General features: G+C 42.2%; 10 protein-coding genes, 1 rRNA gene and 1 pseudogene. 8 read left to right on the top strand and 4 right to left on the bottom strand.

Annotated elements, in window-relative coordinates:
- Nucleotides 1–2 precede the first annotated feature (2 nt).
- The gene (locus MF4640_RS14455) at nucleotides 3–803 is read left to right on the top strand and encodes an ABC transporter ATP-binding protein (protein ID WP_078390025.1); all 801 of its coding nucleotides are present in this window, start codon (nucleotides 3–5) and stop codon (nucleotides 801–803) included.
- A 357-nt stretch (nucleotides 804–1,160) separates the two neighbouring features.
- Nucleotides 1,161–1,799 (top strand): TetR/AcrR family transcriptional regulator, encoded by a 639-nt coding sequence (locus MF4640_RS14450; protein ID WP_058868590.1) that lies wholly within the window; start codon nucleotides 1,161–1,163, stop codon nucleotides 1,797–1,799.
- Nucleotides 1,800–1,859: 60 nt separating this feature from the next.
- Here MF4640_RS14450 and MF4640_RS14445 read toward each other — a convergent pair whose 3' ends face one another.
- The gene (locus MF4640_RS14445; protein ID WP_078390024.1) at nucleotides 1,860–2,420 is read right to left on the bottom strand and encodes a 5'-nucleosidase; all 561 of its coding nucleotides are present in this window, start codon (nucleotides 2,418–2,420) and stop codon (nucleotides 1,860–1,862) included.
- Between the two features lie 132 nt (nucleotides 2,421–2,552).
- Nucleotides 2,553–3,689, bottom strand: a complete 1,137-nt coding sequence (locus MF4640_RS14440; RefSeq protein ID WP_078390023.1) for a TDT family transporter — start codon at nucleotides 3,687–3,689, stop codon at nucleotides 2,553–2,555.
- A 206-nt stretch (nucleotides 3,690–3,895) separates the two neighbouring features.
- On the opposite strand from MF4640_RS14440, the gene ribF reads away from it, so the two are divergent.
- The 6 genes from ribF to MF4640_RS14410 all read left to right on the top strand — a co-directional run bounded on the left by ribF (nucleotide 3,896) and on the right by MF4640_RS14410 (nucleotide 11,187).
- Nucleotides 3,896–4,897 carry a bifunctional riboflavin kinase/FAD synthetase gene (gene ribF, locus MF4640_RS14435; protein WP_078390022.1) on the top strand — a complete coding sequence of 334 codons (1,002 nt, stop codon included), beginning with the start codon at nucleotides 3,896–3,898 and terminating at the stop codon, nucleotides 4,895–4,897.
- Nucleotides 4,898–4,961: 64 nt separating this feature from the next.
- Entirely contained in the window at nucleotides 4,962–7,805 is a 2,844-nt protein-coding gene (gene ileS, locus MF4640_RS14430; RefSeq protein ID WP_078390021.1) for an isoleucine--tRNA ligase, read from the top strand.
- Nucleotides 7,798–8,313 (top strand): signal peptidase II, encoded by a 516-nt coding sequence (gene lspA, locus MF4640_RS14425; protein ID WP_078390020.1) that lies wholly within the window; start codon nucleotides 7,798–7,800, stop codon nucleotides 8,311–8,313. Before ileS ends, lspA begins: the two co-directional genes overlap by 8 nt.
- Nucleotides 8,314–8,329: 16 nt before the next feature.
- Nucleotides 8,330–8,812 (top strand): FKBP-type peptidyl-prolyl cis-trans isomerase, encoded by a 483-nt coding sequence (locus MF4640_RS14420; protein ID WP_078390019.1) that lies wholly within the window; start codon nucleotides 8,330–8,332, stop codon nucleotides 8,810–8,812.
- A gap of 154 nt (nucleotides 8,813–8,966) precedes the next feature.
- Nucleotides 8,967–9,509, top strand: a complete 543-nt coding sequence (locus MF4640_RS14415; RefSeq protein ID WP_078390018.1) for an NADPH-dependent FMN reductase — start codon at nucleotides 8,967–8,969, stop codon at nucleotides 9,507–9,509.
- 643 nt (nucleotides 9,510–10,152) lie between these two features.
- On the top strand, nucleotides 10,153–11,187 hold the full coding sequence (locus MF4640_RS14410) for a TauD/TfdA family dioxygenase (protein ID WP_078390017.1): 1,035 nt from the start codon (nucleotides 10,153–10,155) through the stop codon (nucleotides 11,185–11,187).
- A 34-nt stretch (nucleotides 11,188–11,221) separates the two neighbouring features.
- On the opposite strand, the pseudogene MF4640_RS14405 reads toward MF4640_RS14410, so the two are convergent.
- Nucleotides 11,222–12,263, bottom strand: a pseudogene (locus tag MF4640_RS14405) (PQQ-dependent sugar dehydrogenase).
- A 601-nt stretch (nucleotides 12,264–12,864) separates the two neighbouring features.
- Nucleotides 12,865–12,971, bottom strand: a 5S ribosomal RNA gene (gene rrf, locus MF4640_RS14400); the annotation flags it as partial.

Raw genomic sequence — 12,971 nt, 5'->3', positions numbered from 1 at the left:
AGATGACTGATTTAAGCCTTGGTCGCCATGCCAATATTCCGTCGCCGCCAAATCACAATCAAGACATTAACCCTCAAGCGGTGCTTGGGGCTGAAATTATTATCGAACAACTGCATAAGTTTTATGGTTCAGTTAAAGTGCTTGAAGACTTAGATCTGCATATTCAGCCGGGTGAGTTTTTAGCCATTGTCGGACGTAGTGGTTGTGGTAAAAGTACCCTGCTGCGCCTGATTGCCAACTTAGAACAACAAAGCTACGGCGAAATTAAGTTTAAGTCCGCGCGACACCTCCGCGAAGGGATTACCGTAGACGATATACGGGTCATGTTCCAAGATCCACGACTGCTGCCATGGCGCTCCATTGAACAAAACGTACAACTGGGGTTGCCGAAACAACAACATGTCACTGCCTCGGGTTTGCTTGAAAAAGTCGGACTCAAAGAAAAAGCGGGGCTTTGGCCTTCGCAGCTCTCTGGGGGACAGCGTCAACGGACCGCTTTGGCAAGAGCTTTATCGCATAAGCCGCGGATTTTATTGCTCGATGAACCTTTGGGTGCACTCGACGCCTTAACCCGCTTAGACATGCAGAATTTGATTGAAAAATTATGGACGGAACAGGGCTTTACCGCCATTTTAGTCACCCATGATGTTAGTGAGGCCGTTCAACTGGCCGATCGGATTATTTTGCTAGACCGTGGCCATATTGCCAAAGAGTTTCAAATCGATCTACCCCGCCCTCGCGTCAAAGATATGCAGTTCAATACCCTTGAACAGCAGGTGTTAAATGCAGTTTTAGCCACATAAGTAGACTAAAAAATCCTTAGCTTGGGGGCTAAGGATTTTTTATGCTGAATTTCAGTAAAAAAGCAGAAGACTGTCATATGACTTAAGCATACTTTATTTTAAATAATGTAATAAATTTCATGTTATTTTTATCAAAACATACCACTTCACATTGAATCATTTCATATAGTTTAGACAAAATAGTTTTTATATAATTATATTTTATTGGACAACTTTTAGAATTTATCGCAATTTAAGAGCCAATCTACAGAATAAATGATCATTATTCAAAAAATTAAATTTCCACTTTGTGCACAAATCTGATGATTTGCCGTACAATTTGTCCTTCCCCCTTTTTATTGTTTTTTAAATTAGAGAATGGAACAGAAAAAGAGTACTCAAAAACGCCACCAGCTGCTGAATGCTGCACTAGATGTCTTCTCGCTCTATGGATTTAATGGAGCAAGCTTAGATGAAATCGCACAGATTGCTGAAATGCACAAATCGAATATTTTCTATTACTATGAAAATAAAGAAGCTTTGTACGTTGAAGTTTTAACGACGGTTTTACAAAAATGGTTAGCCCCACTACAGATGTTAGAAGCTGACTTAGAGCCGGAAGAAGCGATCACCAACTACTTATTGCAAAAAATTGAGGTTTCTCGGACTCAACCGAAAGCGTCTCGCTTGTTTGCTTTAGAAGTGATCCAAGGAGCGCCGCATATTTTGGAAATCCTCAAAGGGCCTTTAAAGAAGTTGGTCAAACGTAAAGCCAAAGTCATTAGCAATTGGCAAGAGCAAGGTAAAATTTCAACTGAAATAGACCCTGAGCTGTTAATCCTCAACATTTGGGCATTAACACAAAACTATGCTGATTTTGCCACGCAAATGGAAATGGTAACAGGTAAAACCCTACGTAACCGCAGTATGCAACAACGAGTCATTCAACATACCGTGCATATGATGCTGTATGGCGTGATCCCGCGAACACCGTCTGCATTATTCAAAGCTGAGTAATTTTGGCATACGACCATAGCACTCTATGGTCGCCGAATTGAAAAAGATAGAATCAAAGCCTCAGATACTTTCAAATAATGCTAATAATTTCTGAGCTCCCAATAACAAATTGTCTTCCCAGTCCAAATGCGCGGTGTCGTTGGCACCATCTGAAATATATTTGACCGAAATCAGGCGGACACCCTGTTTTTTACAGACCTTTGCCAGCGCATATCCTTCCATATCCACCAAGTCGCACGCGACTTTGGGTGTTCCTGTTTCAAAGCTATCACCAGTCCCACAGATACCTGTGCGTAACTGCTGAAAAAAAGGCTCCAAATGAATTTCAGCGGGGTCCATGCTGTCAAATGGTGTAAAGCCGACAGCGAAACCCAGTGGAGAGACATCCATGTCGCGTTGTACAAATTGAGAAACTTCAACCAATTCATGCTTATCAAAATAAGTACTGCCTGCTGTACCTAAATTAATCAGGGTTTTACAGCCTGTTTTTTGAATCACTTCAAATGCTTTATAAGCCGCGTTGACTTTACCAATACCGCTGTAGTGAACTTCAATCCCTGCTTGCTCAAACAATCCTTTAGACTCATTCGGCAAAGCCATGATCAGTGCAACATCCGACATAAAATACTCAATTAACAGACTTGATGCGTGCCATTAGAAAACAAATCGATCCGAAAGAAAAGCGCCTCTGATCTCTGCTAAAACAACCGACATAAGATCAGATGGCGCTTTAAACTGAAAGGATTGTAGACCTCATTTATACTGCTGTTCTAAATAGGTTTTTAAGCACGGCGAAAAGAACAAATGACCTTGATAAAAACCGCGCGCCGTTTTGGTTGCGACCAAACTCCATAACAACATCAGTATGGCTGCAAAAGCATAGCCAACGGCATACAGGAAGGCCAAATTGAGTTGCTGGGCTAAGGTTAAGATTGCCAGTGTATATACGCCCAATGGGAAAGTCAGTCCCCACCAGCCCAGATTAAACGGCAAATCCTGTTTGGCATGGTGCAAAGTCGTCAGTACCGCAATCCCCAACCACCACAGTCCAAAACCTAGCAGAATTAAACTGGCTAAAATCCCCGCCTGCTGAAATAACTGACCCAGTTGTGTTAAGCCCAAACTCGCCATCAGCGTCGGTGCCTGATGTCCTAAAACCAATAACGCCAAAGCAGCAGTGCCTATCGGTCCCAAAGCCAACCAACTGCTGACCGCCAACTCTTTTTCAGGCAATTTATGTAAGACCAAACGCAACATTAAAATCGTTAAAATTGCAAAGGCGGGTAATACTGAAACACCCCACAACACATAACTACCCAATAAAATCGCAACGGCGTGAGTATCAGCTGCCAAATGCCCCAGTAATAGACCACCACTGCTGGCTGCAACTTCACAGGCCACGATCGGCAATAACCACACCGCGGTCATCTGCTGTAAAGCATGCTCCTGATGTCGATACATAGCAAAAGGAACTGCCCACGCCACCAAAAGCGCCAAGATTACATCTGCATACCAGAGCGCTTGAGCAATCTGTACAGCTGTGTCGCCATAAATAGGCTGACCATACTTTAAAAAGCCATTGAGGATGGTGGCCAGCGCCATCGGGATCGTCCCTAAAAATAGGCTCATGCTTGGATGTTGAAAAATCTGTTTGGCCTCGTGTGGATAAAATGCCCAACGTAAGCCATATAGCACACTAAAAAGTACGAACAATAAAATATTGAAATACCACAGCCCTGTGCCGAGTTGCCATGTGAGTGCCTTTAACATCGGAAACGCTGATACAATTAACGCCACAACACCTGTTCCCATACTGACAGTGAACCAGTTGGGGGTGAACTGACGAATGATATTGTGGCGCTGTCCAAGTTGTGTAAATGGTTTTTGCATGAGTTCGGCCTCATTTAAAATCTACATTTATATTAATCAAATCCATAAATAAGAAAAATTGATTAATTTATATTAAATAAATCAATAAAATTGATATAAATATACTTTGCACTAAATTTTGCGTTGTCAAAAAACAACCACAAGACGAATGCCCAAGAATATGGCAATATATAAGCCGTTCTTAATTCCAAGCACTTGATTTGCCCATGAAGCTGCTCCGTCTAAATGCTTTGCCCTCAAATACCCCATTAGAAAAAACCGCTGTCACCATCGGTAATTTTGACGGGGTGCATTTGGGTCATCAAGCCATGATTCATCAGCTCAAAGCCGTTGCAAAACAACAAAATCTAAAAACAGTGGTGATGATTTTTGAGCCTCAACCACTTGAATTTTTTAAAGGTTATGATGCTCCACCACGTATTTCATCATTGCGTGAGAAAGTCGAATATTTAACTGAGCTGGGTGTGGACTATATTGCGGTCGCGAAATTTGACAACAGCTTCCGAAGTTTAAGTGCAGAACAATTTGCCGATATTTTAAAAGAAAAACTCAATGCCCAAAGTTTGGTTCTAGGCGATGACTTTCACTTTGGTAAAAACCGCCAAGGCAACAGCGAATTTCTAGAAAACTATGGTTTTCAAGTCCACAATCTAGAAACCATCCTCGCAGAAGGTGAACGCGTCAGTTCAACTCGGATTCGCCAAACACTGGCCGCAGGGGACTTGGCGCTGGCTGCTCAATTATTAGGACGCCCTTATAGCATTACGGGTCGCGTACAATATGGCGACCAAATTGGCCGAACCCTTGATTTTCCAACCATTAATGTACGTTTAAACCGACATAAACCCTGTTTAAACGGCATTTATGGCGTAGATGTGATGTGTGAAACCACGTCTTTACGCGACAAAGTGAAAGCAGACCACCCTAATCGATTAGGGGTTGCAGGATATGACCATTCAGCGCTTTTTGGTGCGGGTCATGTCGGAACACGTCCAGCCATTCAACAAGCACAGCCAGAATGGCGATTAGAAGTACATTTCCCTGATGTTTCTGCTAATCTGTATGGCTTGTTAATGCGGGTCACTTTCTTAAACTATTTACATGGTGAAAAGAACTACCCTTCGCTGGAAGCACTAAAAGCGGGAATTGATGATGATGTGGTGAAACTGCTTGAGTTCCGCCAAAACACCCCCACATTTCCCTTTTAAATACCAATCAATTTTATGTAAAACGCGTCAGCCGAGCCGCTGATTAAATTGGAAGATATCTTGCATGAGCGATAAGCAAACTACTGAAAATGCAGTGGATTATAAAGCCACACTCAACCTCCCAGGTACCGAATTTGCTATGAAAGCAAACCTCGCGGTGCGTGAAGCAAAATGGTTAGAAGAGTGGTATGCCGACAACATTTATCAGCAGATTCGTGCGTCGCGCATTGGTAAGAAAAAATATGTTCTGCATGATGGCCCTCCTTATGCAAATGGCCAAATTCACTTGGGTCATGCGGTTAATAAAGTTTTAAAAGATATCATTATTAAAAGTCGTATTCTTGATGGCTTCGATGCCCCTTATGTACCGGGTTGGGACTGTCACGGCCTTCCGATTGAACTGAAAGTGGAAGAGAAAGTCGGTAAAGTGGGCGTGAAGGTGGATGCTTCTACTTTCCGTAAAGCCTGCCGTGAATATGCTTACACCCAAGTTGAACTGCAAAAGAAAGACTTTGTACGTATGGGCGTGTTTGGTGACTGGGACAATCCTTACCTGACCATGAACTTCAAGCAGGAAGCGGACATTGTGCGCTCTGTTGGCGCGATTGCAAAAGCAGGCCATATCGAACCAGGTCTTAAACCTGTGAATTGGTGTTTAGACTGTGGTTCAGCTTTGGCTGAAGCCGAAGTGGAATATGAAGATAAAAAATCTGACGCGATTGACGTTGGCTTTACGGTTGTCGACTTAAAAGACTTAAGCACACGTTTAAATCTCAATGTAGAAGCCGCAACAGACATCGTAATTTGGACCACCACACCTTGGACTTTGCCTGCAAACCAAGCGGTTGCCGTCCATGCTGAAATTGACTATCAACTTGTTCAAGTTAGCACCGGCCGTGGCGTGCAAAACTTTATTTTAGCTAAAGACTTGGTTGAATCAGCAGTTGAGCGTTATAAGCTTGAAAACCCTGTGGTTCTCGCTGATTTTAACGGCTCAGTAATCGAAAACCTATTATTACAACACCCGTTACTGACCGATCGCCAAGTGCCTGTGATTTTAGGTGAACACGTGATTGCAACCAGCGGTACAGGGGCGGTACATACAGCACCGGGCCATGGTGTAGACGACTATAAAGTTGGCTTACAGTACAACTTAAAAGTTGAAAACCCAGTGGGCGGTAATGGTGTGTATTTACCAACTTCACCAATTTTTGCAGGCGAGCACATCTACAAAGCCAATCCAAAAATCATTGAAGCATTGGATGCAGTTGGTCGCTTATGGGCACATCAACCGATCAAACATAGCTACCCACACTGCTGGCGCCATAAAACACCGATTATCTTCCGTGCGACCCCACAGTGGTTTATCAGCATGGATGCACAAGGTCTGCGTCAAAACGCTTTAAATGCGATCGAAAACGAGATCAGCTTTGTGCCTGATTGGGGTAAAAATCGTATTCAAGCCATGATCGAAGGTCGTCCAGACTGGTGTATCTCACGTCAACGTACGTGGGGTGTGCCAATCCCATTCTTCGTGCATAAAGACACCAACGAGCTCCATCCGCGCACAGCCGAGTTGATCGAAGAAGTCGCGAAATTGATCGAACAAGAAGGGATTGACGCTTGGTATAACCGTGAAGCGAAAGACTTTATCGGGGATGAAGCGGAACAGTACAACTGTGTGCGTGACACTTTAGACGTGTGGTTCGACTCAGGCACAACGCACTATGCCGTGTTGCGTGAACGCGAAGAACTCACCGATCCAGCCGATTTATACCTTGAAGGTTCAGACCAACACCGTGGTTGGTTCCAGTCTTCATTGCTCACCTCGATTGCGATCAATGAACGTGCGCCGTACAAAGGTTTACTGACCCATGGCTTCGTGGTGGATGAAAAAGGCCGTAAGATGTCAAAATCTTTGGGCAACATCATCACCCCACAAGACATCATTAAAGACATGGGTGCAGATGGCTTACGTTTCTGGATTGCATCAGCCGATTACCGCTATGAAATGACTGCTGGTAAAGAAATCTTTAACCGTGCATCAGATGGCTACCGCCGTATTCGTAATACTTTGCGCTTCTTGTTAGCGAACTTAAATGGGTTCAAACCATCGACGGATGCACTTCCTGTAGATCAATTGATCGCACTTGATCAATACATCTTGCAACGTGCAGCGGACGTACAGAAAACCATTCAGCAAGCCTATGAAGATATGAACTTCCATATCGTGGCAAATGCACTGACCAACTTCTGTATCAATGACTTGGGTGGTTTCTACCTCGACATCATCAAAGACCGTCAGTACACCACCAAAGCCGATTCACAAGCGCGCCATTCAGCTCAAACTGCGCTGTATCATTTGGTTCAAGCCTTTGTACGTTGGATGTCACCAATCTTAAGCTTTACCGCTCAAGAAGCATGGCCTCTCATTCCAGAGCAAACTGAGAAATACGTGTTCACTGCGGAATGGTATGACATTCCTGTGGCTTCAAAAGCAAACTTGTTGTCTGAAGCCGATTGGCAAACCTTGATTGCCGTGAAGTCTGCGGTGAACAAGTTCATCGAAACTGCGCGTACTGCGAAAATTGTGGGTTCAAATCTCTCTGCCAAAGTTGAACTGTGGGCAGATGCAGAACTCAAAGACGTACTGGATCGTCTAGATGATGAACTTCGCTTTGTTATGATCACTTCACAAGTCTTGGTCAATGCATTCGATGCAACTCAAGGTGAAGTCTCTGATCTGGCAGGTCTGAATGTTCAAGTCTCGGCGGCTGATGGTGAAAAATGTGTACGCTGCTGGCATGTTCTGCCAGATGTGAATACACATGTTACACATCCAGGTCTATGTGGTCGTTGTATTATCAACCTTCCTACAGGCCAAGGCGAAGAGAGAAAGTATGCCTAACCCACAACATAAAAAGGGCTTATTCCAATTCTATCCGCACAATTTAGTGTGGGTAGGTTTGGCGATTCTAGCGATTGCCTTAGATCAATGGACCAAATGGATTGCCAGTACCCATCTGAATTATGCAGATCCAGTACCAGTCCTGCCCTTTTTAAATTGGACTTTATTGCATAACTATGGCGCAGCCTTTAGTTTCTTGTCCGATGCAGGCGGCTGGCAACGCTATTTCTTTACCTCTCTTGCAGGTATTGTGTCTGTCATTTTTCTGTTTTGGCTGATGCGTATGCCTAAAACTGTGAAAGTGTTGCCCATCGCGATTGCCCTTATTTTAGGTGGTGCTATAGGGAATTTAATTGACCGTGTAACCTTAGGCTACGTGGTTGATTTTATTCATGTGTACTATCAAAACAGCCACTTCCCTGCGTTTAATATTGCAGATAGTGCGATTACGCTAGGAACGATCCTTTTGTTGATCGATACCTTTTTTCTCGAAAAAAACCGTATCTAACGTGCCGAAGTAAACCATGACTGATTTTATTAATCCCAATGAAGAAACTCGCGTAAGCGAAGGTTCAAAAGTAGAGTTACATTTTTCTGTTTGCATTGAAAATGGCGTAGAAATTGATAACACACGTAGCCGCGAAGAGCCTGTGAGCTTGGTGATGGGGGATGGCAGCTTACTCCCTGGTTTTGAAAAAGCACTGTTCGGTTTACGTGCTGGCGACCGTCGTACGGTGAGCCTACCACCAGAAGATGCTTTTGGCCCTTGGAATCCTGAAAACGTACAACAGTTTGATACGGTTAAATTTGAACAGCGTCCTATTGAAGGGCACATGATTGAATTTGAGGACAAAGCCAAACAAAGTCTTTATGGTGTGGTTAAAACTGTAGGTGATAACATCACCGAAGTCGACTTTAACCATCCATTGGCAGGTAAAGATATTACCTTTGAAGTTGAAATCTTCAAAGTGACGCCTGCAGGCCAACAAGGCATTAAAATTATGTAAAGCCACAGATCGACTGTCTGTGTGTTAGCCAAAGCTCCTTCGGGGGCTTTTTTAATGCCTCAAACATTTGTCGATCAGATACACATTCAATCTATGCAAAGCCTATTTTTCATACTACCGTAGCGTAATCACATTTATTTCCCAAGGATTTTTCATGAAAATTCAGGTCATTATAGGTAGTGTTCGCGAAGGTCGGACTGCTATTAAAGTTGCGCGATGGGTGCAAAAAGGCTTTGAACAACTTGGACTCAGTACGGTCCAACTCAAATTGGTCGACTTAAAAGAGTGGGATTTGCCAATTTTTTCAGGTGCAAATTCCCCTATGACGGGGATTTATGATCAACCCAAACAACAAGCATGGGCCGACCACATTGCCCAAGGTGATGCCTTTATTTTCATTAGCCCTGAATACAATCATGGTTATAGCCCTGCACTTAAAAATGCTTTGGATTACTTAGGCAAAGAATGGCAAGGGAAACCTGCAGCCTATATCAGTTATGGCGGGACCAATGGCTCACGTTCCATCGACCAAATTCGCCAAGTCGGTACTCAACTCGGCCTGGTCGATACCAATGCGGTGATTGAAATTCGAGATATTTTTTCACGCAATAAAACCGAAGATTTTGAACCGAATCCTTTTGATGAGAAGAATCTAAAAGCAGCGATTGATAAACTTATTAAATATGTCAGCGCATAAGCATGAGATTCTTCTGTACGCTATTGCTTACAGTAACTTAAGTATTTGTCGGCTTTCCAATAAAAAGCATCGACGCTATAGTTAAATCATACAGAGACAGGATGTCTCAGATGAAAAACAAAAATAACAACATATCTAGCAGGATGCTGATCGGTAGGACAGGAGTTATACCGTTTGAAAGAATTTAAAAAAGCCCTCGACAGGATGTCGGGGGCTTTTTAATTGTATTGATTTTTAGCTCAATATTTATCTAAAAGCCCAAATCTAGATCAGATATTAACTAACCTCTTATATGCTTCAATACTTTAGAAGAAGCTCGTGAATACAAATTAAAATTGGTCTGACTGGATGTCTTTCTCAACTTAAATATTAAAAAAATAATGATATAAAACATATATAAATACATAATTCTCCCCAAGTAATCATTTCCGTCCAACGTACATATTTAAGCGCTAATCTATAAAATAGATCCATCAAATATTAAGACTTTCACCGTTTGTCGGTATGTTTTTCTGTACAACGAAATATTACATCTGGCGCTCGAACTACACTTTATACTCTCGCCCACTGAACATTTGCTGATTCAACCAAAAGGCTTCAGTCCAATACAATAAATTAAAAAAACAACAATAGAGACCATTCCATGCAACTAAACACCACACTTTTAAATGATTATTGCAAAATTTATGCCGCTGATCCTGAATATTCAGATGTAGATGCTCTAGCTGCCTACGTTAGAGTCCATCGTACAGAGCTTATGCAAGAGTTACATCAGTACGGCATCTTATTATTTCGTGGCTTTAAATTACAACGTCATTATGAATTCCATGAGCTCATCGAACATCATTTTCAGCTTGAACCTTGGCATCCATTTACGCCTAAAAAACCAGGTTGGTTTGCCTCTTTCATGCGTAAATATAGCGAAAATCGTGCAGGTGATGATAGACCTTATCTCAACCACAATACGGTGCAATTAGGCTCTGTTGAAAACTCAATTCAAGGTCCACATGTCGAAGGTGGCCTATACTCGACTCGCTCACGTTATATTGCCTTGTTTTGCCAAGAACCCGCGAACCACTTGCTTGAAACTGGGTTTAATAACCTCGAAAAAATTTGGGCCCATTTTCCAGTCAGCGTACAACAAAAATACTTAGGCGCATGGAACCATTTTTCTTATATTTCAACACGTAAGCTTAATCTATTTGATCGCTTGACCTTCAATAAAAGCTCATTTAGTTTCCAGAAAAAATCAAAGAAAGAAAGCAAACTTACCTTAAAACGCTCACCTTTCGTTGTCATACACCCGAACACGCAAAAGTTGATGATCCAGCCGTGGGCTTTTGCAAACAATACCAATTCTTTTGCCCATCAAGCTGCACAAAAAAGCTTTAAGCATCGGGGAAAGCTTCTACCAGACCCTACGGCTCATTGCATGCAACTGTCATGGGAACTTTTCACCCATGAAGGTGAAAAAATTGAATGGACCGATCAGGAAAAACAGCACTTCTTTGAAGCCTTATATCACGATGCACTCTTGCTCCAGTGGCAAAAAGGGGATGTCGCCTTGATCGATAATATTAAAATTGCCCATTGGCGGATGAATGGCAAACAAGGACAACGAAAACTGATGCAGATCCAAGCCAATGTCTTCAATGCCGATCAACATGCTGCGCTTTAAAACCGTCTTTCCTAGCAACACTCTGTTCGGGTGATTAATGTGAAAGCAGCTGAATTAAATCTGCATGTTTCCCATCTTCAATCACCCAAATACTGCCATCTTTCGCTTGTTGTAAACCACGGATACGTTCTTTCATATCTATCCGTTGGATTTCTTTTACTGGCTGTGCTGTGGTGTCTACAATAATTAATGCTTCAGATGAAAGCCCACCAATGATGGCTTTATCCCACCACTTTGGAAACATCTGTCCCGTATAAAAAATCAAACTCGATGGAGAAATTACGGGTGTCCAGTCTAATTTTGGCGCTTCAAACTCAGGCCGCGTGGCGTGATCAGGGATATTAAAACCACTATAATGATCACCATTCGAAACGATTGGATAACCATAGTTTTTAGCCTTTTGAATTAAATTGAGCTCATCCCCACCTTTAGGGCCCATTTCAACCACCCAAAGTTGTTTTTTTGCATCCAAAGCCATTCCTAAAGGATTACGATGCCCCAAACTCCATATTTGTTTTGCGATATCCCCCTGCGTCTGAAATGGATTATCTAAGGCAACCGAACCATCATCATTCAAACGAATCATTTTCCCAAGGTTCGATGTCAAATCTTGTGCAGGATCAAAATTTTGCCGTTCTCCTGAACTAATCCATAATTTTCCTGCGCCATCCAATAATATCCGATGTGCATAATGTCCTTGTCCACGCACCTTAGGTACTTGCTTCCATATCGTTTTAAGGTTGTCTAATTGTGGCTGTGCCTGATCTAAATTCAAATTAGCACGAATCACAACCGCACCATAACCTCCTTGCCCTGCTTCTGCATAGCTAAGATAAATTTGATGGTTTTGTGCAAACTCAGGATGTAAAACAATATCGCCCATCAGGCAATACCGCTAATGCCCATGGCTCATTAAATTCAGCAATACGTTTGAGGTGCATAGATGTGCCTAAAGAAGCAGAACTGGCCTGTTGTTCCTGTGCTGCTGACTCCGCTGGTCTTTGTCCATGACATGCCATTAATCCAAAAAATGCACTCACTGTCATCAACAAACAAAAAGCTTTTTTTCTCAGCATTGCCTTCCCCATTAAATGCACGATCACCATTCATTGTAGAGAAATCATAAGTACAAGGTTATCCGCTTTGGTAACAAGATGAATCTATGTAAGCCAAAGCTTACAAAAACTGAGGAAAGTGACCACTAGCCTTAAAACAGCTTACAGCATATATTAAATACATCAGGAGACAGGACGTTTCCCAAACTTAAAACAACAATAATCAGTTTGAGCATCAGGATGTGAGATATGACAGGAGTTGTATCTAAGCACTGAAATACAAAGAAACCTCGACAGGATGTCTGGGTTTCTTTTTTATTGAGCACATTAAAATCTAAATCAAAACCTGTTTTGGCATATTTTGCATGATCACGAGTTAACTATAGCCATTCTTTTCCAACGAAAAGAAATGAAATAGTTGTTCAATTACTCAAAATATATACAAATACTTGGTTAAAATTTCTTTTAGTGAAGAAAAAATCATCAAATTCAAGTGAGAAACTTAACCTATTAAATTTTAAAGGCTATATTTTAGCCAATCTTCTTATTTCCCTAATTTTTAATATATTCAGCATAAAAAAATCCCCCTCAGCGTTAAGCGGAGGGGGATTTAGAATTAATGAGCTGGCGATGACTTACTCTCACATGGATAACTCCACACTACCATCAGCGCTAAGAGGTTTCACTTCTGAGTTCGGGAAGGGATCAGGTGGTTCACTCTTGCTATTG

The sequence above is a fragment of the Acinetobacter sp. MF4640 genome (genome assembly GCF_002018895.1).
In the GTDB taxonomy this organism is placed as follows: domain Bacteria; phylum Pseudomonadota; class Gammaproteobacteria; order Pseudomonadales; family Moraxellaceae; genus Acinetobacter; species Acinetobacter johnsonii.
This window is presented reverse-complemented; position numbering and strand designations above follow the sequence as displayed.

Excerpts from the sequence above, each read along its gene's own strand:
- lspA (WP_078390020.1), top strand. The coding sequence starts at position 7,798 with ATGCCTAACCCACAACATAAAAAGGGCTTATTCCAATTCTATCCGCAC.
- MF4640_RS14455 (WP_078390025.1), top strand. The coding sequence starts at position 3 with ATGACTGATTTAAGCCTTGGTCGCCATGCCAATATTCCGTCGCCGCCA.
- MF4640_RS14440 (WP_078390023.1), bottom strand. The coding sequence starts at position 3,689 with ATGCAAAAACCATTTACACAACTTGGACAGCGCCACAATATCATTCGT.
- MF4640_RS14415 (WP_078390018.1), top strand. The coding sequence starts at position 8,967 with ATGAAAATTCAGGTCATTATAGGTAGTGTTCGCGAAGGTCGGACTGCT.
- ileS (WP_078390021.1), top strand. The coding sequence starts at position 4,962 with ATGAGCGATAAGCAAACTACTGAAAATGCAGTGGATTATAAAGCCACA.
- ribF (WP_078390022.1), top strand. The coding sequence starts at position 3,896 with ATGAAGCTGCTCCGTCTAAATGCTTTGCCCTCAAATACCCCATTAGAA.
- MF4640_RS14420 (WP_078390019.1), top strand. The coding sequence starts at position 8,330 with ATGACTGATTTTATTAATCCCAATGAAGAAACTCGCGTAAGCGAAGGT.
- MF4640_RS14450 (WP_058868590.1), top strand. The coding sequence starts at position 1,161 with ATGGAACAGAAAAAGAGTACTCAAAAACGCCACCAGCTGCTGAATGCT.
- MF4640_RS14445 (WP_078390024.1), bottom strand. The coding sequence starts at position 2,420 with ATGTCGGATGTTGCACTGATCATGGCTTTGCCGAATGAGTCTAAAGGA.
- MF4640_RS14410 (WP_078390017.1), top strand. The coding sequence starts at position 10,153 with ATGCAACTAAACACCACACTTTTAAATGATTATTGCAAAATTTATGCC.